This is a genomic window from Xanthomonas sp. CFBP 8445 (assembly GCF_025666235.1).
GTDB classification, from domain to species: domain Bacteria; phylum Pseudomonadota; class Gammaproteobacteria; order Xanthomonadales; family Xanthomonadaceae; genus Xanthomonas_A; species Xanthomonas_A indica.
On record NZ_CP102594.1, the window covers coordinates 3,404,558 to 3,425,832 of the forward strand.

Sequence of the window (21,275 nt, forward strand, 5' to 3'; positions counted from 1 at the left end):
CCCGCCTTGGCCAATCTCCAATCCCGAATCCCCAATCCCGGCTACTTGTCCATCTGCAGCACAGCCAGGAAGGCTTCCTGCGGGATTTCCACGCGGCCGACCTGCTTCATGCGCTTCTTGCCTTCTTTCTGCTTTTCCAACAGCTTCTTCTTGCGCGAGACGTCGCCACCATAGCACTTGGCCAGCACGTTCTTGCGCATCGCCTTGACCGTGGTGCGGGCGATGATCTGCGAGCCGATCGCGGCCTGGATCGCCACGTCGAACATCTGCCGCGGGATCAGGTCCTTCATCTTCTCGCACAGCTCGCGGCCGCGGCGATCGGCGTGGCTGCGGTGCGCGATCAGCGACAGCGCATCGACCTTGTCGCCGTTGATCAGCACGTCCACGCGCACGAACGGGCCGGTGTCGAAGCGCACGAAGTGGTAGTCCAGCGAGGCGTAGCCGCGGCTGACCGACTTGAGCTTGTCGAAGAAGTCCAGCACCACCTCGGCCATCGGCAGTTCGTAGCTGATCTGCACCTGGCTGCCCAGGTAGTTGATGCCGATCTGGCTGCCGCGCTTTTCCTCGCACAGCTTGATGATGTTGCCGATGTATTCCTCGGGGGTGAGGATGTTGGCGCGGATGATCGGCTCGCGGATCTCCTCGACCATGTTCACCGGCGGCAGCTTGGCCGGGTTGTCCATGCTGATGATGCTGCCGTCGGTCTTCAGCACCTCGTAGACCACGGTCGGCGCGGTGCTGATCAGGTCCAGGTTGTACTCGCGCTCCAGGCGCTCCTGCACGATCTCCATGTGCAGCATGCCGAGGAAGCCGCAGCGGAAGCCGAAACCCATCGCCTCGGAGCTTTCGGGCTCGAAGCGCAGCGCCGCGTCGTTCAGGCGCAGCTTGTCCAGCGCCTCGCGCAGGTTGGTGTAGTCCTCGGCGTCGACCGGGAACAGGCCGGCGAACACGCGCGGCTGCATTTCCTGGAAGCCGGGCAGCGGCTTGCTGGCCGGGTCGCCGGCCAGGGTCAGGGTGTCGCCGACCGGTGCGCCGTGCACGTCCTTGATGCTGGCGGTGACCCAGCCCACCTCGCCCGCGCGCAGCGCCGGCAGCACCTTGCGCTTGGGCGTGAACACGCCGACGTTGTCGACCTGGTGGGTGCGGCCGGTGGACATCACCAGCAGCTTGTCGCCGGCCTTGATCTCGCCCTGCATCACCCGCACCAGCGAGACCACGCCCAGGTAGTTGTCGAACCAGGAATCGATGATCAGCGCCTGCAGCTTGTCGGTGTCGCGCGGCACCGGCGGCGGGATGCGCTGCACGATCGCCTCCAGCACGTCGCGCACGTTCAGCCCGGTCTTGGCGCTGACCGCCACCGCGTCGGTGGCGTCGATGCCGATCACCGCCTCGATCTCGGCCTTGGCGCGGTCGATGTCGGCGGTGGGCAGGTCGATCTTGTTCAGCACCGGCACCACTTCCAGGCCCTGCTCCACCGCGGTGTAGCAGTTGGCCACCGACTGCGCTTCCACGCCCTGCGCCGCATCCACCACCAGCAGCGCGCCTTCGCAGGCGGCCAGCGAGCGGCTGACCTCGTAGGAGAAGTCGACGTGGCCGGGGGTGTCGATGAAGTTCAGGTGGTAGACCTGCCCGTCCTGCGCGGTGTACGGCAGCGACACGGACTGGGCCTTGATGGTGATGCCGCGTTCGCGCTCGATCGGGTTGGAGTCGAGCACCTGCGCTTCCATCTCGCGCGCCTGCAGGCCGCCGCAGAGTTGGATGATGCGATCGGCCAGGGTCGATTTGCCGTGGTCGACGTGGGCGATGATGGAGAAGTTGCGGATGTTCCGCATCGAATCAGAGGACATGAGGTGGGCGGCGGCCAGGACCGTCGTCAGGATAACGGGCCATTATCGCATGGCCGGCGGCCGCTGGTGACGGCCGCCGGATTCGCCCCCGGCCCCGGGCGCCGACCCGGCTGGATCGGCGCCGGGGGTGGCGCCCGGCCACGGCCGGGCGCGCGGGATCAGCCGCCGGCGCGTACCGCGACGAAGCTGGTGGTGTCGCGGACGCGGATCAGCAGCATCACCACGTCGCCCTTCTTGTAGGCGCTCAGCTGCTGGTTCAGGGCCGCCACGCTACCGACCGGGGTGCGCCCGACCTGCAGGATCACCATGCCCGGCACCAGCTGCGCGTCGCGCGCGGCGCGGCCGGTCACCGCGGTGATGCGCACGCCCTTGCCCGGCTCCACGCCCAGTTGCTGGCGGGTGGCGGCGTCCAGATCCGCCACTTCGATGCCGAGCAGCGCATTGGCCCCGGTGGCCGGGGCGGCGTTGTCGCCCACCACCGGGCCGGCGTTGGGCTGGGCGTCGTCGGCCAGCGCGGTCAACTGCACGGTCAGCTCGCGCGGCTTGCCGTCGCGCAGGATGCCCAGGCGCACCTTAGCGCCCGGCTGCATCGCACCGATCATCGGCGGCAGGTCGCTGGAGGCGCCGATCTCGGTGCCGTTGACCGTACGGATCACATCGCCCACTTCCAGCCCGGCCTTGGCCGCCGGGCTGCCCTGGACCAATTGGTTGACCAGCGCGCCGCGCGTATCCGGCAGACCCAGGCCCTGCGCCTTCAGCGAATCGATGGCGCCGACCATCACCCCGAGCTGGGCGCGGGTGACCTTGCCGGTCTTCTTGATCTGCTCGACCGCGCTCATCGCCAGGTCGATCGGGATCGCGAAGCTGATCCCCATGTAGCCGCCGGAGGCGGAGAAGATCTGCGAGTTGATGCCGACCACTTCACCGCGGGTGTTGAGCAGCGGGCCGCCGGAATTGCCCTGGTTGATCGCCACGTCGGTCTGGATGAACGGCACGTAGCGCTGGTCGGCGTAAGGGTTGCTGCGACCGGTGGCGCTGACGATGCCGGCGGTGACCGAGTGGTCCAGGCCGAACGGCGAGCCGATCGCCACCACCCACTGGCCGGGCTTGAGCAGGTTGGAGTCGCCGATGCGCACCGTCGGCAGGTTCTTGCCGTCGATCTTCAGCAGCGCCACGTCGTACTGCTGGTCGCTGCCGACCACCTTGGCGGTGAACTCGCGGCGATCGGTGAGCTTGACCTTGACCTCGCTGGCGCCGTCGACCACGTGGTGGTTGGTCAGCACGTAGCCATCGGGCGAGATGATGAAGCCCGAGCCCATCGAGCGGCCCGCGGGGCCGTCGTCATCCGGCGCGCCGCCGCGCGGCTGCCCGGGCATCCCCGGCATGCCGTCCGGACCGAAGAAACGGCGGAAGAACTCCGGGATCTGGTCGTCGTCGGGCATGCCGCCGCCGGAGCGCGCGGCCGCGGCGCGGCGGCTGATGGTGGTTTCGACATTGACCACGCCCGGCCCGACCTGCTCGACCAACCGGGTGAAATCGGGAAGGTTGCCGACCAGTTGCGGTGCCGGCGCGGACTGCGCGGCCGGCGGCGTGGCGCTGGCGGCGCTGGGGCTGGGCTGCTGCGCACAGGCGGCCAGCGGCACGGTCAGCGCTAGCAGGCCCAACAGATGGTGGCGGATACGGTGAGTCATCGGACGCGAGCCTCCGGTTCGGGAAGGGGAACAACGAGGGGACGAAGCAACGGGGACCACGCGCCGGGACGCAGCACGGACGCCTGCCGGCGCGCGGGGTCAGGGCTGCTGCTGCGGCGGCGGGTTGGCCACGGCGTCGGCAGGCAGGCGGGGTTCGAACGGATAGAACGCCGCCGGGTCCGCGCCGCTGCGCGGGAAGCTGGCGGTGAAGGCGCTGCCGGCGTCGGCGGCCGGCAGGGTCGAGCGCGGCCACGGCCGGGCCTGCAGCGGCGCGGCCGGATGCCCGAACGGATCGCTGGCGCGCTGCGCGACCATCGTCGGAGGCACGACCGGCGCCACGAACGGCGTCTGCGCAGGCGTCTTGGCTTGCGGCCTGGTGGGCGCCGCCGCGGCATAGGCGCGCTCGGCCGGGGCGCTGCGGGGCCGCGCGGCCTGCTCGCTGCGCGCGGCCTCGCGTCGCGCCGCCGCTTCCTGGCGGCGGTTGGCCGCGATCGCCATCGCCGGCGCCGCCGCGACCGCCGCGGCGAGATCGCCTTGCGGATCGGCAGGCGCCGGTGCAGGCGTCGGGACCTGCGGCGCGGTCGCAGCAGGCGCCGGCGTCGGCGCGGTGGCAGCGGCCACCTGCGCCGGCGTCAGCGCCTCGGGGGTCTGCGGCAGGCGCTGGGTCACGAACAGCGCCAGCAGGGCGACCGAGGCGGCCAGGGCCGCACTGCCGCCCCAGCGCCAGGTGCGGCGCTTGCCGGCCGCGCTGGCCACTTGGGCGCGCGCGGCCTGCTGCGCTTCGGCGGCCACCGCCTGGCGCACGCGGGCGCTGAAATCGCTGGGCGCCGGTACGCTGACGCGCCCGCGCAGGATGTCGCCGCACAGCTGCCAGCGCTCGTGGCAGCCGGACAGTTCCTCGTCGTGCTGCAGCCGGCGCAGCACGAAGCGCGCTTCGTCGGCCGGCAGTTCGCCGTCGATCAGCGCGGACAGTTGCTGCCGGTAGTGCAGCTCGAACTTGTCCGGCGCTGCGCTGTCGGGCGCCGGCACTGGCTTGGGAAAGGGCGTGCTATCGGTCATACGCGGTGTCGCTCACGGGTGGCGCTGTCGGTATCCAGCAGGGGACGGAGTTCGGCGTCGATGGCCTCGCGGGCGCGGAAGATGCGCGAACGCACGGTGCCGATCGGGCAGCCCATCTTCTGCGCGATGTCCTCGTAGCTCATGCCCTCCACCTCGCGCAGGGTGATCGCGGTGCGCAATTCTTCCGGCAAGGCATCGACCGCCTTCATCACCGTGCGCTCCAGTTCCTGGCGCATCAACTCGCGCTCGGGCGTGTCGGTGTCGCGCAGCCGGGTGCCGCTGTCGAACTGCTCGGCATCGAGCACGTCGACATCGTCGGTGGGCGGCCTGCGGTTGTGCGCGACCAGGTAGTTCTTGGCGGTGTTCACGGCGATCCGGTGCAACCATGTGGAGAACTGGGCGTCGCCGCGGAAGCTCCCCATCGCGCGGTAGGCGCGGATGAAGGTGTCCTGGGCCACGTCCTGACATTCGCTCCAGTCGGCGATGTAGCGCCCGATCAGGCCGACGATCCGATGCTGGTACTTGCGCACCAGCACATCGAACGCCGCGCTCTCGCCGCGCTGCACACGCCGGACCAGTTCCAGGTCCAGCTCCTGGGGTGTTTCGACATCGGCCATAGCGGGCCGCACTCCTGTCAGCCCAACCTACGTCGGACCCTCTGACCGCCAATTCGGAAAAAAGTTCAGCGCCCCTCAGCGGATCGCCGCCCCACGACGTTAACCGGCGTTCCGTTAGGCTGGCGCAAGGCCAGCGGTCGCGGGACGCGCCTCAATTCCCCTGCATTGGGATTTGACGCGACGGAAACAACCTCTGGATGATAACGATCTTCTCCATACACAAGCGGATGGTCCTCCCCATGCTTTCAGGCTTCGACGGGCTCCGATTCAGTCACTGGCAAGCGGACATCCGCGGCGACGGCGTCGTCGTGCTCAGCCTCGACCGCCAGGACGCGCCCGTCAACGCGCTGTCGCAGGACGTGCTGCTGGAGCTGGGCGACCTGCTCGAGCGCATCGCCATCGATCCGCCCAAGGGCGTGGTGATCCGCTCGGCCAAGGACAACGGTTTCATCGCCGGCGCCGACCTCAAGGAGTTCCAGGAATTCGACCGCCGCGGCACCGTCAACGACGCCATCCGCCGCGGCCAGGCCACCTTCCAGAAACTGGCCGAGCTCCCCTGCCCCACGGTGGCGGCGATCCACGGCTTCTGCATGGGCGGCGGCACCGAGATCGCCCTGGCCTGCCGCTACCGCATCGCCTCCAGCGACGCCGCCACCCGCATCGGCCTGCCCGAGACCAAGCTCGGCATCTTCCCCGGCTGGGGCGGCAGCGCGCGCCTGCCGCGGCTGATCGGCGCGCCGGCGGCGATGGACCTGATGCTCACCGGGCGCACCGTGTCGGCCTCGGCGGCACGCGCGATGGGCCTGGTCGACAAGGTCGCCGCACCGGCCGTGCTCACCGATACCGCGGTGGCGCTGGCGCTGTCCGGCACCGCCCGTCCCTTCAAGCAGCGCGCCACCGCCTGGGCCACCAACACCTGGCCGGCGCGCAAGCTGCTGGCGCCGCAGATGCGCAAGCAGGTGGCGCGCAAGGCGCGCAAGGAACACTACCCGGCGCCATACGCGCTGATCGGCGTGTGGGAACGCAGCGGCGGCAGCGGTATCCAGGCGCGCCTGGACGCCGAGCGCAAGGCGGTGGTCAAGCTGGCCAGCACGCCTACCGCGCGCAACCTGATCCGCATCTTCTTCCTCACCGAACGGCTCAAGGCGCTGGGCGGCAAGGCGCACGGCATCCGCCACGTGCATGTGGTCGGCGCCGGTGTGATGGGCGGCGACATCGCCGCCTGGTCGGCCTACAAGGGCTTCGAGGTGACCCTGCAGGACCGCGAGCAGCGCTTCATCGACGGTGCGCTGAGCCGCGCTGGCGAACTGTTTGCCAAGCGGGTCAAGGACGACAGTAAGCGTCCGGCGGTGGCGGCGCGGCTGAAGGGCGACCTGGCCGGCGACGGCGTGCCGAAGGCCGACCTGGTGATCGAAGCGATCATCGAGAATCCGCAGGCCAAGCGCGAGTTGTACCAGGCGCTTGAACCGCGCATGCAGCCGAATGCGCTGCTCAGCACCAACACCTCCTCGATCCCGCTGACCGAGCTGCGCGAGCACATCCAGCGCCCGGCGCAGTTCGGCGGCCTGCACTACTTCAACCCGGTGGCGCAGATGCCGCTGGTGGAGATCGTCTGCCACGATGGCCTGGCGCCGGAGAATCAGAAGCGGCTGGCCGCCTTCTGCAAGGCGATCGACAAGCTGCCAGTGCCGGTCGCCGGCACCCCCGGCTTCCTGGTCAACCGCGTGCTGTTCCCGTACATGCTGGAAGCGGCCACCGCTTATGCCGAGGGCATTCCCGGCCCGGCGATCGACAAGGCCGCAGTCAAGTTCGGCATGCCGATGGGGCCGATCGAGCTGATCGACACGGTGGGCCTGGACGTGGCCGCCGGCGTCGGCGCCGAGCTGGCGCCGTTCCTGGGCCTGCCGATCCCGGCGGCGCTGCAGACCGTGGAGCCGGGCAAGCGCGGCAAGAAGGATGGCCAGGGCCTGTACACCTGGGAGAACGGCCGCGCCAAGAAGCCGGAGCTGGCCAAGGACTACCGCGCACCGGACGACCTGGAAGACCGCCTGATCCTGCCCCTGCTCAACGAAGCGGTCGCCTGCCTGCACGAAGGCGTGGTCGCCGATGCCGACCTGCTCGATGCCGGCGTGATCTTCGGCACCGGCTTCGCCCCGTTCCGCGGCGGCCCGATCCAGCACATCCGCGCCGCCGGCGCCGACGTGCTGCTGGCACGCCTGCGCGCCCTGCAGGCGCGCTATGGCGAGCGCTTCGCGCCGCGCCCGGGCTGGGAGTCGCCGGCGCTGCGCGAACCGGTGGTTTAAGCTCGCGCCCTGATCGTGTTTTGCGTAGGAGCGGCTTCAGCCGCGATGGGCATTACCGGGTACACCCATCGCGGCTGAAGCCGCTCCGACAAAAGACGCGTTGCGGCGACGGGTCGCGCGCATGCGCATGATCCGGCCATGGCTGCGGCCGTCGGCGCCAAGTCGCTCGTAGGAGCGGCTTCACCCGCGACCGGCATTCCCGGTGCTCGACGGCTGCCACTCCGGAACGGCAAACGACCGCGGCGCCGGCATGCGTGCCATCCGGCAACCGCGTCGTTTACGGATGCGAATGCCCATGCGCATGGCCATGCCCGTGCGCACGATGGCCATGGGCATGATCGTGCGCGTAATGACCCTGCCCATGATGATCGTGACCACCGCCCTCGCCCGCCGCGGCCGGCGCGCCACACGGTGTGGCGCCGCAATGGCCGGCTTCCATCTGCAGGGTGATGTGGTCGATGTCGAAACGCGCATGCAGGCCATCGCAGAGCGCGGCACGCAATGCGTCGGCGTCGGCACCCTCGGCCACCACCACGTGCGCGGTCAGCGCCGGGGTGCTGGAGGCCAGTGCCCATACGTGCAGGTCATGCACGCTGGCCACGCCAGGCGCCGCCTGCAGGTAGCCGCGCACCGCATCCAGGTCCACGCCCTTGGGCACGCCTTCCAGCAGCACGTTGATCGCCTCGCGCAGCAATACCCAGGTCCGCGGCAGCACCCACAGGCCGATCAGCACCGCCAGGATCGGATCGATCAGCTTCCAGCCGGTGACACGGATCGCCAGCGCGCCGACGATCACCGCGACCGAACCGAGCATGTCGCTCCACACTTCCAGATAGGCGCCCTTCATGTTGAGGCTCTCGCCGCTGCCGGCCTTGAGCAGGCGCATCGAGATCAGGTTGATCAGCAGGCCGAACGCGGCGATGCCGAGCATGCCGACGGTGGCGATCTCCTGCGGCTGGCGGAACCGCTGCACCGCCTCCCACAGGATGTAGCCGGCCACCACGAACAGCAGCGCGCCGTTGACCAGCGCACCCAGCGCCTCCAGCCGCGCATAGCCGTAGCTGCGCTTGGCATCGGGCGGGCGCCGGCTCAGCCGCACCGCGATCAGGGCGATCATCAGCGCCAGCGTGTCGGTGGCCATGTGCGCGGCGTCGGACAACAGCGCCAGGCTGTTGGTGACGAAGGCGCCGGCCACTTCCACCACCAGGAACAGCGCGGTGAGGCCGAGCGCCCACCACAGGGGCTGCTCGTGACGGATCTCGGTGGGGGCGTGGCTGTGATCGTGTCCCATTGGGCGACCGGGCGGCGATGCGGGGAAGATGGCCGCTACCTTAGGCCGCCGCCTGTGCGGAGACTATTACACCGCCGCTGCGGCCGCCTGCCCCGGCACGAACACCGCGCGCACGCAGCCGTCGTGCTTGTGCTTGAACAGGTCGTAGCCGCGCGCCGCCTCCTCCAGCGGCATCCGGTGCGTGGCCAGGAAGCGCGTCTTGAACGCGCCGCTGCGCGCCAGCTCCAGCAGGCGCGGCACGTAGTGCTGGCCGTGCTGCTGGGCGGTGCGTACGGTCATTCCCTTGTTCATCACCGCACCGAGCGGGAACTTGTCCATCAGCCCGTACACGCCCAGGATCGACAGCGTGCCGCCCTTGCGGCAGGCCAGGATCGCCTCGCGCAAGGCCTGACCGCGATCGGTGTGCAGGTGCAGCGCCTGCTTGACCCGGTCGTAGGCGTAGCCGAGGCCGGTGCCGTGCGCCTCCATGCCGACCGCATCGATGCAGGCATCGGGGCCGCGTCCGCCGGTCATTTCGCGCAGCATCTCGACCACGCTGTCGACCGCGCTGTAATCGATCACCTCGTTGCCGAGCACGTCGCGCGCCAGCGCCAGCCGCTCGGGCAGGCGATCGATGGCGATGACCCGCTCGGCACCCAGCAGCCGCGCGCTCTGCTGCGCCATCAGCCCAACCCCACCGCACCCCCACACCGCCACGGTCGCGCCGGGCTGGATGTTGCAGAAATCGGCGCCCATGAAGCCGGTGGGGCCGGCGTCGGACAGGAACAGCGCGTCCTCGTCGTCCACCTCCTCCGGGATGGCGAAACAGCCGACGTCGGCATGCGGCACGCGGATGAAGTCCGCATGCGAGCCGGCGTAGCCGCCGAAGGCGTGGGTGTAGCCGTAGATGCCGGCGGTCGGATAGCCGAGCAACGGCTCCTGCATCTCCCAGTTGGGGTTGGTGTTGTCGCACAGCGAGAATTCCTGGCGCCCGCAGTGCCAGCATTCGCCGCAGGAAATGAACGAGGGCACCACCACGCGCTGGCCGACGCGCAGGTTGCGCACCTGCGGTCCGACCTCGACCACTTCGCCCATGAATTCGTGGCCGATGATGTCGCCTTCGCGCATCGTCGGCAGGTAACCGTCGATGAAATGCAGGTCCGAGCCGCAGGTGGTGCTGAGGCCGACCTTCAGGATGACATCGCGTGGATTGACGATGCGTGGGTCGGGAACCGTTTCCACCCGCAGATCGTTGACGCCGTTCCAGCACAGTGCGCGCATGGCGGACTCCTAGTGTTCGTGGTGGTCGCGGCCGCGCGCGGACGGGTTGTCGCGCAACGTCGGCACTTCGCCGCACTCGATCCAGGCCTTGAACCGATGCAAGACCTTGCCGACCAGCGCATCTGGGGCCGCACCGACCAGCTTGGCCACGGCCTGCGCGACGATGCCGCCTTCGACGCGGTACTCCACCGCCAGGGTGGTTTCGCAGCCGAAGCCGTCCGGTGCGGCACGCACGCTCAGCGTGGTCTGCAGATGCAGGCCGTGCTCGCCGCTGCCCACATAGCTGACCGATTCGCCAAGACAGGCCTCGCCGCGCCGGTACTCCAGTTCGAGGTGGCGTTCCAACGGCAGGCGCAAGCGCCAATGCGAGGCGTAACCGTCGCCGGACTGCAGTTCGGCCAGGCCCGACAGCACCTGTTGCTGCACGCCGACGTCGCACCAGGCATCGAGGATCTGATGCGGTTCGCCCAGAATGCTGAGGGTACGGACCAGGCGCGTGCCGTCCAGGGTAACGGCCGCGTCGGTGACCGGGGATTCGCGCATGGGAAGGCTCCTGGCAGGACCGGAACGATCGCGATGCGGGTCACGGCGTGGCGGCCGCGACCCGCAGCGCAGTTCAGCGGGTGGACGCGGCCGGCGGCGTGCCGGCACTCTGCAACTGCTGCGCCTTGGCCAGGTGCTCGGCCACGTGCGCGCGCGTGGTGCGCAGGTGCGCGGCGACCTCTGGAGTCTTGGCGGCGGGGATCAGGGTGCTGTCGAGCATCTGCAGCGCCGCCTGGTGGTCCTTGACCATCGCCATCACGTAGGCCTGCGCGAAGCGGTCGCCATCCAGTGCCTGCAGCTTGCCGGCTTCCGCCTTGGCCTTCTGCATCTGCTGCTGCGCCGGTGCGGCCTTGGCATCTGGGCCCCACGGCGCGATCTTGGCGTTGTTGTCCGAGTGCTCCTTGACCATCTGCGTGGCGTAATCGCGCACCGGGCCCTTGACCTGCTTCTGCAAGGCCAGGTTACCGGCGTTGATCTCGCTGGTATTGATCGCCGACAGCACGCCGAGCGCCTGCTTTTCGTTGAGCGCAGACGCGCGCGCGCCTTGTGCGCCCTGCATGCCGGACGACGTCTGCGCCGCAGACGTCGACGGCGTTTGCTGTTGCATCGCGCCGGGATCGCGACTGCCGGCCTGGCCGGAGGTGTCGGTCTGCGCATGAGCAAGGCCGACGCCGAGAACCGACATCAGCGCCAGAGAAAGACCGGAACGGTAGCTACGCATGACAGTGTCCTTTGCATGAGAGGTGCTGCGCATGCTCCGCGGCGCGTCGTGAGCGCATGGTTGAACGCGAGTGCAGGCGATGCGAAATGCTGCGAGCGCAAACAAATCGGCGCGGCCTCGCGATGCTGCGCACCGGGCGCCTGTGATGGCTGTGGCCATTGACGCCACCGCGATCCGCGCGTCACGCCGCGCGACGTGCCGCGGCCCATGCTGGAGCGAACCCGTTTGCGGAGCACAGCACATGGCACAACGACATCTCCCGCTGGCGCAACAGGTGATCGTGATCACCGGCGCCTCCAGCGGCATCGGCCTGTGTACCGCGCTGCTGGCCGCCGAGCGTGGCGCCCGCTGGTGCTGGTGGCGCGCAGCCAGGGTGTGCTCGATGCGACCGTGCAGACCATCCGCGACGCCGGTGGCGAGGCGATCGCGGTGGTCGCCGACGTGGCCGAGCGCACGCAGCTCGACGAGGCCGCAGCGACGGCGATCCGGCACTTCGGCCGCATCGACACCTGGGTGAACAATGCCGGCGTGGCCATCTACGGCAAGCTCGCCGACGTCGACGAGGGCGACAGCAGGCGCCTGTTCGACGTGAACTTCTGGGGCGTGGTGCATGGCTCGATGGCGGCGCTGCCGCATCTGCTGGCCTCGCGCGGCAGCCTGGTCAACCTGGGCAGCGAGGCCTCCGAGGCGGTGATTCCGCTGCAGGGCATGTATGCCGCTTCCAAGCATGCGGTCAAGGGCTTCACCGACACCTTGCGGATCGAACTGGAGCACCTGGACGATGCGCCGGTGTCGGTGGTGCTGATTCAGCCGACCGCGGTGAACACGCCGTATCCTCAGCATGCGCGCAACTACCTGCGCGAGGAACCGACGCTGCCCAAGCCGATGATCGCGCCGCTGCGGGTGGCCGAGGCGATCCTGCACGCGGCCGAACACGGCGGCCGCGATGTGAAAGTGGGCTTCCTGGCCAGCGCCAACGTGGCGATGACCCATCTGCTGCCGCGCCTGGCCGACCGGCTCTCGGCGCTGCGCAGCGAACAGCAGCGGCAGGCGCAACCGGCGCGCGATCGGCAGGGCACGCTGTACCGTGCCGGCGAGAGCGGCCGCATCCACGGCGACTGACCGCGGCGCAGCGCGCCGGCGCTACGGCAACCAGCGCAGCAGCAGCACGCTGAGGCTGGCCAGCGCCAACAGCGATAGCGTTCCGGCCGCCAGCACGCGGCCACCGGACGCGAGCACGCTGCGCAGGTTCACCGACAGGCCCAGCGCGGCCATCGCTACCAGGGTGAACAGCAACGACAGCGCTTGCGCCGCCTCGATCAGCGGCGCAGGCAACACGCCCAGCGCGCGCAGGCCCATCATGCCGACGAAGCCGAACACGAACCAAGGCACCAACGCGTGCGCCGGGCGCCGCTGCGCCGGCGATCCGCCGCGGATCAGCCCCAGCAACAGCATCACCGGCCCCAGCATCAGCACCCGCATCAGCTTGACCAGTGCACCCACCTGTGCGCTCACCGCGCCCACCGGCACGGTCGCCGCCAGCACCTGCGGCACCGCGTATACGGTCAGACCGGCGAGGATGCCGTAGTGACGCTGGTCTAACCCCAGCAACGGCACCGCCAGCGGCAGCAGCAACACCACCAGCACGCCAAGCGCAGCGGTGAAGGCGATCGCCGCGGCAACGTCGTCGGAGTCGGCGTCGATCACCGGCGCCGCGGCGACGATCGCCGAATTGCCACAGATCGCGTTGCCGCAGGCGACCAGGGTGGCCAGGCGCGACGGCAGCCCCAGCGCGCGGCCGATGCCGTAGCCGAGGACGATCGCCAGCACCACCACCCCGGCGATGACGCCCAGCAACAGGCCGCCGGCCGCGCCGATGGCGCCGATGCCGACCGACGCGCCGAGCAGCACGATCGCCAGTTCCAGCGGCAGCTTGGCGGCGAAGGCGATGCCGGCGTGGCTGGACGGCGGCAGCCGCCAGGCCGTGCGCAGCAGCGTGCCCAGCACGATCGCGAACACCAGCGCGTCGATCCAGCGCCGGCCCAACCACTGCAGTTGCGCGCGCTCGGCCAGCCACGCCAGCGCCGCCACGGCGATGGCCAGGGCCAGCCCGGGCAGCAAGGTCGAAAATCTGTGCAAGTGCGTGCGCATGGGAACGAGCCGGCTCGAAGTGGCGGCAGCGTGCGCCTGCAAACCGTTTGGTTCAATCGCATAATGGTGCACGTTTCGTTCGATCAGCCCGAACGGTGGCCGCATGACCCTGGAACAACTCGCGCTGTTCGTGGCGGTGGCCGAACGCCAGCACCTGACCCTGGGCGCGCACGCCGCGCATCGCACGCCGTCGGCGGCCAGCGCCGCGATCAAGGCACTCGAGCATCGATACGGTGTCGCGCTGTTCGACCGGGTCGGCCGCGGCCTGATGCTGACCGCGGCCGGTGCCGCGTTCTGCGAGGACGCCAAGGCGATCCTGGCGCGCAGCCGCGCCGCCGAACTGGCCCTGAGCGAATGGCGCGGCGTGCTGCGCGGCACGCTCGATCTGCACGCCAGCCAGACCGTGGCCAGCTATTGGCTGCCGACCCGGCTGATGGCGTTCCATGCGCGCTATCCGCAGATCGAGATCCGCCTGAGCGTGGGCAACACCGACAGCGTGGCGCGCGCGGTGCGCGAGGGGCGCGCCGAACTGGGCTTCGTCGAGGGCGGCGTGCAGGCCCCCGAGTTGCTGAGTTCGCCGCTGGACCACGATCGGCTGCGCGTGGTCGCCGCGCCGGACCATCCGTTGGCGGGGCGTCGCCGCCCCGGGCTGGCACGGCTGGTCGCCGACAGCACCTGGATCATGCGCGAACCCGGCTCGGGCACCCGCTCGGCGTTCGAGGCGGCACTGCGCGCCGCCGGCATCGCCCCTGAGTGCCTGCGCGTGGCCCTGTCCTTGCCCTCCAACGAAGCGGTGCTGTCGGCGGTGCAGGCCGGGCACAGCCTGGCGGCGATCTCGCAACTGGCCGCGGCCCCATGGCTGGAGAGCGGCCGCCTGCAGCCCCTCGCCGTGGCCCTGGGCGAACGCAGCTTCCATGCGCTGCGCCACCGCGAACGCAGCCTGGGGGCGGCGGCCGCGGCCCTGCTGGGCTTGCAGGCCGCGTCCGCCGCGGCCTGAGGGTCGCGCGGACCGGCAGCGGGACCCGGCGCGCGACATTCATTCCAAAACGAGATAGCCCTCGGCAAATGCTTCATTGGAATGGAATGCCTGGCGCTTCTATCCTCGCTCCCGGTCTCTCGCGCGCCAAGGCAGCGAATCGGGGATGTCCGCGCAGTCATCGCCGGACATGCCGCGCCCGCCCCGCCACGCCGGCAGACACGTCATCGAGGACAACGATCGGGACAGCCTGCCGTCATGCAGGCCGCCTGCCGATGCCCCAGGACCGGATTTTTTCGGTCCATGCCAACTTGATCGGTCACTTTTTGTCCTGGGAGGGAACAAAAATGCCTTTGGAACAGCTCCGTCGCCCGGCCGGCCGGCGCGCGCACCGCCCTGCCGCCCGCAATCTGCTGGGCGCGGCCATCGTCCTGGCCCTGTCCGGCAACTTCGCCGCGCACGCGCAGAGCGCCCCCGCCGATCCGGCGGCTGCGGCCACGCCGCCCGCCACGACCGACGCCAAGAACGGCCAGCAGCCGGTCACCCTGGACAACGTGATGGTGGTCGGCCAGCGCGCCAGCCTGGAACAGGCGGTGCAGGCCAAGCAGCTCGACGACCACGTGGTCGAGGTCATCTCCGCCGACAACATGGGGCAGATGCCCAACGTCACCGTGGCCGAGGCGCTGGTGCGCCTGCCCGGCGTCAACGGCACCCGCGACCGCGGCAACGAAAGCCTGGCCACGGTGCGCGGCCTCGGCCCGCGCATGACCATGGGCACGGTCAACGGCCGCGAGATCGCCTCCTCCGAACCCAACCGCGCGGTGCGCTGGGAAGTGTTCCCCACCGAGATCGTCTCTACCGTCAAGGTCTACAAGACCCCGTCGGCGGACCTGATCGCCGGCGGCATCGCCGCCACCGTGGACATCTCCACCATCAATCCGCTCGACCACACCGGCCCGACCTTCGTCGCCACCGCCGGCCCGGTGTACTACGACGAGGCCAAGGACGCACGCGACTATTCGCCGTGGGGCCAGCGCCTGGGCGCGAGCTGGATCCACCGCATCAACGACAACCTCGCGGTCGCGCTCGGCGCCACCTACCAGAAGCAGAAGAACGCCGGCGTCTCGATCGGCACCTGGGGTTACACCGACGCCAGCAACGCGCGCGACGTCGATGGCGACGGCAAGGTCGACTACACACCGTGGGGCGCGGCCGACCAGCTCAAGCTGACCGAGCAGACCCGCACCGGCGCCATGGGCACCGTGCAATGGCGCTCGGGCAACCTGGAACTCAAGCTCGACGGCCTGTACTCGCGCATCCGCATCGACGAGGACCAGCGCCAGAACTGGTTCAACAACCTCGGCTACAGCATCTACTCGGCCAGCAATCCGTACACCACGCCCGGCTCGTCCTACACCATCGTCGATGGCGACGTGGTCGCCGGCACCCTGGCCAATTCCAGGCTGCAGGTGGACCACGTCATCGCCAACTACGACGAGGTCAAGACGTTGGCGGCCGGCGGCCTCAACGCCAAGTGGCGCGGCGACGTGTGGACGCTGGGCAGCGACCTGTCGTTCTCGCAGGCCAAGCGCGACAACGACTGGCGCGCGGTGCGCTTCGGCAGCAATCCGGACACGGTGTCGTTCGACTTCCGCCACGGCGTCACCCCCACCATCAGCACCAGTTCCGATGCGCCGGAATGGGGCATCAGCGGCCAGACCGAACCGCAGGCGCTGCGCGACCGCATCGCCGCGCTGGCGCTGAGCGCCAGCCGTGCGATCGAGGATTCGCCGATCACCGCACTGGAATTCGGTGCGCGCGCCGCGCGCCGCGAGAAGCAGAACCGCCACTTCACCAGCTCCCAGTCCGGCTACGGCCAGCCGATCTCGGCCTACCAGGACCTGATCTACCCGGAGACGATGCCGGACCTGAACGTGCCGACCCTGACCGGCGGCGACCTGGACGCGATCGCCAGGCTCGGCTTCGGCGGCTTCGATCCCAGCCTGGCCATCGAGCAGCGCCTGGACCACTGGAACGTGGAGGAGAACGTGCGCGAGGCCTTCGCCAAGGCGGTGTTCAGTTCGCAGTGGTTCGGCGTGGACGTCACCGGCAACGCCGGCGTGCGCGTGGTCCACACCGATACCGACAGCCACGGCTACGACACCGTCGGCGGCGTGGTGCAGCCGAGCAGCGCCGGCAAGACCTACACCGACGTGCTGCCCAGCGCCACGGTCAACTTCCTGATCGATCCCGAGCGCATCCTGCGCGTCTCGGTCGCCAAGGTGATGGCGCGGCCGCCGCTGGACGAACTTCGCACCGGGCGCGCGCTCGACGACCCCAACACCACCGTCGGCCAGCTCACCGGCAGCGGCGGCAACCCGCAGCTCAATCCGTTCCGCGCCACCCAGCTCGACCTGTCCTACGAGTGGTACTTCCACAAGGAAGCACTGGCCGCGCTGGCGCTGTACCGCAAGTGGGTGGATTCGAGCATCGGCTACAAGACCCAGCACGAGACCATCGACGGCCGCGACTACCTGATCAGCGGCCCGTTCAACGGCGGCGGCGGCTACATCAACGGCGCCGAACTGACCTTCCAGACCCCGTTCTTCTTCATCCCGCACATGGAGAACTTCGGCATCTACTCCAACTACTCGTACGTGGAATCCAACCTGCACGAGTTCTCGCCGGCGGACAATCCGCTGCCGCTCAGCGGCCTGGCGCGCAACACCGGCACGCTGGACCTCTGGTACAACAACGGCAGCTTCGAAGCGCGGATCGGCTACAAGTACCACAGCCCCTACACCGTGGTGTACGGCTGGAACGCGGCGCGGCTGGCGCGGCTGGAGAGCGAAGGCACGGTGGACCTGAGCCTGGCCTGGCGCTACAGCGAGCACCTGGGCTTCAAGTTCCAGGTCGGCAACCTGACCAACGAGCCGCTGCGCGCGTACAGCGACAACAAGCGCAACCGGCTCGCCAACCAGGACGACGGCGGCTACCAACTGTTCGGCCGCCGCTTCGCCCTGGAAGCGACCTACACGTTCTGAGCCGCCGGAGACCCGCATGCGATCCCAACGCACCTGGCTGCCGGCGCTCGCGCTGGCCCTCGCCGCCGCCCTCGCCGCGCCCGTGGCCGGCGCGGGCCCGCTGTACCTCGGCGCCGACCTGTCCTACGTCAACGAGATGGAGGATTGCGGCGTGCAGTACCGCGACCACGGCACGGTGCGCGACCCGTTCGAGCTGTTCCACGCGCACGGCGCCAACCTGGTGCGCGTGCGCCTGTGGAACGATGCGCGCTGGACCCGCTACAGCGACCTGAGCGACGTCAAGAAGACCATCCGCCGCGCGCGCGCGCAGGGCATGCAGGTGCTGCTGGACTTCCACTACTCCGACGATTGGGCCGACGGCGACAAGCAACTGATCCCCAAGGCCTGGGCCAACATCACCGACCAGGACGAACTGGCGCGCACGCTGTACGGCTTCACCTACGACACGCTCAGCGCGCTGGACCGCGCCGGGCTGATGCCGGAACTGGTGCAGGTGGGCAACGAAAGCAATTCCGACCTGATGGACAGCCAGCCCTGGGACAAGCGCCGGCCGATCGACTGGACCCGCAACGCCAAGCTGTTCAACGCCGGCATCCAGGCGGTGCGCGACGCCGGCGCGCGCTCGACGATCAAGCCCAAGGTGATGCTGCATATCGCCCAGCCGGAGAACGTGGAGCCGTGGTTCGCCGACGCCGCCAAGGCCGGCGTGCGCGACTTCGACTTCATCGGCATCAGCTACTACCGCAAGTGGTCGCGCGAGACCATGGACCAGCTCGGCGCCACCATCAAGCGCCTGCGCCAGCGCTATCGGGCCGAGGTGATGGTGGTGGAGACCGCCTACCCGTGGACGCTGGAGAGCGGCGACCCCTCGCCCAACCTGCTCGGCGCCGACTCGCTGATCAAGGGCTACCCGGCCACGCCGCAGGGCCAACTGAAGTACCTGGTCGACCTCACCCAACTGGTGATCGACAACGGCGGCAGCGGCGTCGTGTATTGGGAGCCGGCGTGGACCAGCAACCAGTGCAAGACCCGCTGGGGCGTCGGCTCCTCGTGGGAGAACGCCAGCTTCTTCGACTTCCGCCACGGCAACGCGTTGCTGCCCGGCATCGACTTCATGCAGCACGCCTACCGGCCGGCGCCGGCCGCTGCCGCCGGCACCACCGCCGCGCCCGCGCAGGACGCGCGGCCATGATCGAACTGAGCCGCCGCGACCTGCTGCGCTCGCTGGTCGCCGGCGGCGTGCAGGTGGCGGTGCCCGGTGCCGCCGCGGCGCTGGCGCCGGCCGCGCTGGCCGCCGCGCCCGCCAGCGCCAGCACCCTGCCGCCACTACCGCTGGACCTGGACGACGACGCACCGCGCCTGCGCCTGCTGTGCGATGGCGGCTGGCGTTTCCATCTCGGCCACGCCGACGATCCGGCGTGCGACTTCCATTTCGGCACCTTCCAGCGCACCTACGCCAAGGGCGGCAAGGACACCGCCGACGCCGCCCTGCTCGCCTTCGACGACAGCGACTGGGAGCGCATCGACCTGCCGCACGACTGGGCGGTGGCGCTGCCGCCGCGCCAGGACCCGACCTCCACCCTGGTCAATGGCGAAGACCCGGCTGCCGCGCATGGCTACACACCGCTGGGCCGCACCGATCCGCAGACCAGCATCGGCTGGTACCGGCGCGTGCTGGAGATTCCGGCGGAGGACCTGGGCAAGCGGATCAGCCTGGAATTCGACGGCGTGTTCCGCGACTGCATCGTGTTCTGCAACGGCCACATCGTCGGCCGCAACGGCAGCGGCTACTGCGGCTTCGAGGTCGACCTCAGCGACGTGCTTGACTACGGCGCCAGGAACATCATCGCCGTGCGCGTGGACGCCACCCTCGGCGAGGGCTGGTTCTACGAAGGCGCCGGCATCTACCGCCACGTCTGGCTGCGCACCACCGACGCGCTGCACGTGCCGATGGACGGAGTGTTCGTGCGCAGCGCCTGGGACGGCGGCGACGCGCAGGCGCTGGTCGAGACCGAGCTCGGCAACAATGGCGCCACGCCGCGCCAGTGCAGCGTGGTGTCGGTGATCCGCGCGCCCGACGGGCGCATCGTCGCCCAGGCCAGCTCGGCGCCGGTCACGGTCGAACCGGGCGTGGTGCAGCGCGTGCAGCAGTCCCTGGACCTGGGCACGCCCGCGCCGTGGTCGCCGGAAAACCCACAACGCTACACGCTGTCCACGCGCGTGCTCGGCGATGGCCGTACCTGCGACGCGACCACGACGCACTTCGGCGTGCGCCGCCTGCAGTTCGATCCGCAGCGCGGCCTGCTGCTCAACGGCGCCGTCTACAAGCTGCACGGCACCAACAACCACCAGGACCATGCCGGCGTCGGCACCGCCATTCCCGACCGACTGCACGAATGGCGCCTGCGCCAGCTCAAGTCGATGGGTTGCAATGCCTACCGCAGCGCGCACAACCCGGCCTCGCCGGCGGTGCTGGAGCTGTGCGACCGGCTGGGCCTGCTGCTGATCGACGAGACCCGACGCATGTCCTCCGACGACGAGGCCATGGCCGAACTGACCGCGATGGTGCGGCGCGGCCGCAACCATCCCTGCGTGATCCTGTGGTCGCTGGGCAACGAGGAGCCGCAGATGGTCACCGCGCGCGGCGCGCGCATCGTCGCGCGCATGCAGCGCCTGGTCCGCCGACTGGACCCGACCCGCCCCACCACCTTCGCCATGGACAAGGGCTTCGACGACGGCGTCGGCCAGGTCGTGGACGTGGTCGGCTTCAACTACCGCACCACGCAGATGGACGCCTTCCATGCGCGCCATCCGCAGATCCCGGTCTACGGCAGCGAAACCGGCAGCACCGTCGGCGTGCGCGGCAACTACCGCACCGACGACGTGCGCGGCTACGCCCGCGCCTACGACCTCGACTATCCCTGGTGGGCCAGCAGCGCAGAAGCCTGGTGGAGCTATGTCGCGCAGCGCCCGTACATCGCCGGCGGCTTCGTCTGGACCGGCTTCGACTACCGCGGCGAGCCGACCCCGTACAACCGCTGGCCGAACGTGGCCTCGCAGTTCGGCATCCTCGACAGTTGCGGCTTCCCCAAGGACAACTACTGGTACTACCGCGCGCAATGGACCGCCGCGCCGGTGCTGCACCTGTTCCCGCACTGGAACTGGGACGGCGTGCTGGAAGAGCGCGACAACGGCATGGTCGACGTGTGGTGCCACAGCAACCTGGACGCGGTGGAACTGCTGGTCAACGGCGTCAGCCAGGGCCTGCAGCAGGTGCCGGCCTACGGCCACGTCGAGTGGCGCGTGCGCTACGCGCCCGGCCGCATCGAAGCGCGCGGCTACCGTGACGGCAAGCAGGTGCTGACGCAACGCCGCGAGACCGTCGGCGCCCCGGCCGCGGTGCGCCTGCGCTGCGACCGGGCAAATCTGCTGGCTGACGCCGAGGACGTGGCCGTGGTCGCGGTGGAGATCGTCGACGCGCAGGGCCGGATCGTGCCCACCGCCGGCGACACCGTGCACTTCGCCGTCCGCGGTCCCGGTCGCCTGATCGGCGTGGGCAACGGCGACCCGTCCAGCCACGAACGCGACAAGGCCGACCAGCGCCGCGCCTTCAACGGCCTGTGCATGGCCTTGCTGCAGACCACGCGCACGGCGGGCACGCTGACATTGGAGGCCACGGCGCCTGGACTGGCACCGGCGCGGCTGGCGCTGCCGGTGGAACGCGCGCGGTCGCGGCCGTTCGTGGCCTGAGGCGTCGATCCCTCCCGCCGAC

15 protein-coding genes are annotated in these 21,275 nt (G+C 69.9%); 6 read left to right on the forward strand and 9 right to left on the reverse strand.

Features of this window, described 5'->3' with window-relative positions; translation table 11 throughout:
- Nucleotides 1-41: 41 nt before the first annotated feature.
- The 4 genes from lepA to rpoE all read right to left on the reverse strand — a co-directional run bounded on the left by lepA (nucleotide 42) and on the right by rpoE (nucleotide 5,214).
- Nucleotides 42-1,832 (reverse strand): translation elongation factor 4, encoded by a 1,791-nt coding sequence (gene lepA / locus NUG21_RS14500; RefSeq protein WP_019796414.1) that lies wholly within the window; start codon nucleotides 1,830-1,832, stop codon nucleotides 42-44.
- A 173-nt stretch (nucleotides 1,833-2,005) separates the two neighbouring features.
- A complete protein-coding gene (locus tag NUG21_RS14505; RefSeq protein WP_263391236.1) occupies nucleotides 2,006-3,538 on the reverse strand; it encodes a DegQ family serine endoprotease in 1,533 nt (510 codons plus the stop codon).
- A gap of 99 nt (nucleotides 3,539-3,637) precedes the next feature.
- Complete coding sequence (locus NUG21_RS14510; protein ID WP_263391237.1) at nucleotides 3,638-4,597, reverse strand: sigma-E factor negative regulatory protein; 960 nt, start codon at nucleotides 4,595-4,597, stop codon at nucleotides 3,638-3,640.
- Entirely contained in the window at nucleotides 4,594-5,214 is a 621-nt protein-coding gene (gene rpoE, locus NUG21_RS14515; RefSeq protein ID WP_160948332.1) for an RNA polymerase sigma factor RpoE, read from the reverse strand. Before rpoE ends, NUG21_RS14510 begins: the two co-directional genes overlap by 4 nt.
- Before the next feature lie 239 nt (nucleotides 5,215-5,453).
- Between rpoE and NUG21_RS14520 the strand changes: the two genes are divergently transcribed.
- Entirely contained in the window at nucleotides 5,454-7,517 is a 2,064-nt protein-coding gene (locus tag NUG21_RS14520) for a 3-hydroxyacyl-CoA dehydrogenase NAD-binding domain-containing protein (RefSeq protein ID WP_263391238.1), read from the forward strand.
- A 277-nt stretch (nucleotides 7,518-7,794) separates the two neighbouring features.
- On the opposite strand, the gene NUG21_RS14525 is transcribed toward NUG21_RS14520, so the two are convergent.
- The 4 genes from NUG21_RS14525 to NUG21_RS14540 all read right to left on the reverse strand — a co-directional run bounded on the left by NUG21_RS14525 (nucleotide 7,795) and on the right by NUG21_RS14540 (nucleotide 11,296).
- Nucleotides 7,795-8,808, reverse strand: coding sequence for a cation diffusion facilitator family transporter (locus NUG21_RS14525; protein WP_160948330.1), 1,014 nt, complete (start codon nucleotides 8,806-8,808; stop codon nucleotides 7,795-7,797).
- Between the two features lie 66 nt (nucleotides 8,809-8,874).
- On the reverse strand, nucleotides 8,875-10,068 hold the full coding sequence (locus tag NUG21_RS14530) for a zinc-dependent alcohol dehydrogenase (protein WP_160948329.1): 1,194 nt from the start codon (nucleotides 10,066-10,068) through the stop codon (nucleotides 8,875-8,877).
- 9 nt (nucleotides 10,069-10,077) lie between these two features.
- On the reverse strand, nucleotides 10,078-10,611 hold the full coding sequence (locus NUG21_RS14535) for an SRPBCC family protein (RefSeq protein WP_160948328.1): 534 nt from the start codon (nucleotides 10,609-10,611) through the stop codon (nucleotides 10,078-10,080).
- A gap of 73 nt (nucleotides 10,612-10,684) precedes the next feature.
- Nucleotides 10,685-11,296 carry a DUF4142 domain-containing protein gene (locus NUG21_RS14540; RefSeq protein WP_160948357.1) on the reverse strand — a complete coding sequence of 204 codons (612 nt, stop codon included), beginning with the start codon at nucleotides 11,294-11,296 and terminating at the stop codon, nucleotides 10,685-10,687.
- A 348-nt stretch (nucleotides 11,297-11,644) separates the two neighbouring features.
- On the opposite strand from NUG21_RS14540, the gene NUG21_RS14545 reads away from it, so the two are divergent.
- A complete protein-coding gene (locus NUG21_RS14545; RefSeq protein ID WP_263391239.1) occupies nucleotides 11,645-12,454 on the forward strand; it encodes an SDR family oxidoreductase in 810 nt (269 codons plus the stop codon).
- A 21-nt stretch (nucleotides 12,455-12,475) separates the two neighbouring features.
- On the opposite strand, the gene NUG21_RS14550 is transcribed toward NUG21_RS14545, so the two are convergent.
- The gene (locus NUG21_RS14550; protein ID WP_317852491.1) at nucleotides 12,476-13,453 is read right to left on the reverse strand and encodes a YeiH family protein; all 978 of its coding nucleotides are present in this window, start codon (nucleotides 13,451-13,453) and stop codon (nucleotides 12,476-12,478) included.
- 133 nt (nucleotides 13,454-13,586) lie between these two features.
- Here NUG21_RS14550 and NUG21_RS14555 point away from each other — a divergent pair, with 133 nt between their 5' ends.
- The 4 genes from NUG21_RS14555 to galA all read left to right on the forward strand — a co-directional run bounded on the left by NUG21_RS14555 (nucleotide 13,587) and on the right by galA (nucleotide 21,253).
- The gene (locus NUG21_RS14555; RefSeq protein WP_242082172.1) at nucleotides 13,587-14,480 is read left to right on the forward strand and encodes a LysR family transcriptional regulator; all 894 of its coding nucleotides are present in this window, start codon (nucleotides 13,587-13,589) and stop codon (nucleotides 14,478-14,480) included.
- Between the two features lie 326 nt (nucleotides 14,481-14,806).
- Nucleotides 14,807-17,503, forward strand: coding sequence for a TonB-dependent receptor (locus NUG21_RS14560; RefSeq protein ID WP_263391241.1), 2,697 nt, complete (start codon nucleotides 14,807-14,809; stop codon nucleotides 17,501-17,503).
- 16 nt (nucleotides 17,504-17,519) lie between these two features.
- Nucleotides 17,520-18,695, forward strand: coding sequence for a glycoside hydrolase family 53 protein (locus NUG21_RS14565; RefSeq protein ID WP_263391242.1), 1,176 nt, complete (start codon nucleotides 17,520-17,522; stop codon nucleotides 18,693-18,695).
- A complete protein-coding gene (gene galA, locus NUG21_RS14570) occupies nucleotides 18,692-21,253 on the forward strand; it encodes a beta-galactosidase GalA (RefSeq protein WP_263391243.1) in 2,562 nt (853 codons plus the stop codon). Before NUG21_RS14565 ends, galA begins: the two co-directional genes overlap by 4 nt.
- Nucleotides 21,254-21,275: the final 22 nt, after the last annotated feature.

What these genes read in the sequence shown, in the direction of transcription:
- lepA (WP_019796414.1), bottom strand. Translation starts at nt 1,832, where the DNA reads ATGCGGAACATCCGCAACTTCTCCATCATCGCCCACGTCGACCACGGC.
- NUG21_RS14510 (WP_263391237.1), bottom strand. Translation starts at nt 4,597, where the DNA reads ATGACCGATAGCACGCCCTTTCCCAAGCCAGTGCCGGCGCCCGACAGC.
- NUG21_RS14505 (WP_263391236.1), bottom strand. Translation starts at nt 3,538, where the DNA reads ATGACTCACCGTATCCGCCACCATCTGTTGGGCCTGCTAGCGCTGACC.
- NUG21_RS14520 (WP_263391238.1), top strand. Translation starts at nt 5,454, where the DNA reads ATGCTTTCAGGCTTCGACGGGCTCCGATTCAGTCACTGGCAAGCGGAC.
- galA (WP_263391243.1), top strand. Translation starts at nt 18,692, where the DNA reads ATGATCGAACTGAGCCGCCGCGACCTGCTGCGCTCGCTGGTCGCCGGC.
- NUG21_RS14530 (WP_160948329.1), bottom strand. Translation starts at nt 10,068, where the DNA reads ATGCGCGCACTGTGCTGGAACGGCGTCAACGATCTGCGGGTGGAAACG.
- NUG21_RS14525 (WP_160948330.1), bottom strand. Translation starts at nt 8,808, where the DNA reads ATGGGACACGATCACAGCCACGCCCCCACCGAGATCCGTCACGAGCAG.
- rpoE (WP_160948332.1), bottom strand. Translation starts at nt 5,214, where the DNA reads ATGGCCGATGTCGAAACACCCCAGGAGCTGGACCTGGAACTGGTCCGG.
- NUG21_RS14540 (WP_160948357.1), bottom strand. Translation starts at nt 11,296, where the DNA reads ATGTCGGTTCTCGGCGTCGGCCTTGCTCATGCGCAGACCGACACCTCC.
- NUG21_RS14535 (WP_160948328.1), bottom strand. Translation starts at nt 10,611, where the DNA reads ATGCGCGAATCCCCGGTCACCGACGCGGCCGTTACCCTGGACGGCACG.
- NUG21_RS14565 (WP_263391242.1), top strand. Translation starts at nt 17,520, where the DNA reads ATGCGATCCCAACGCACCTGGCTGCCGGCGCTCGCGCTGGCCCTCGCC.
- NUG21_RS14555 (WP_242082172.1), top strand. Translation starts at nt 13,587, where the DNA reads ATGACCCTGGAACAACTCGCGCTGTTCGTGGCGGTGGCCGAACGCCAG.
- NUG21_RS14560 (WP_263391241.1), top strand. Translation starts at nt 14,807, where the DNA reads ATGCCTTTGGAACAGCTCCGTCGCCCGGCCGGCCGGCGCGCGCACCGC.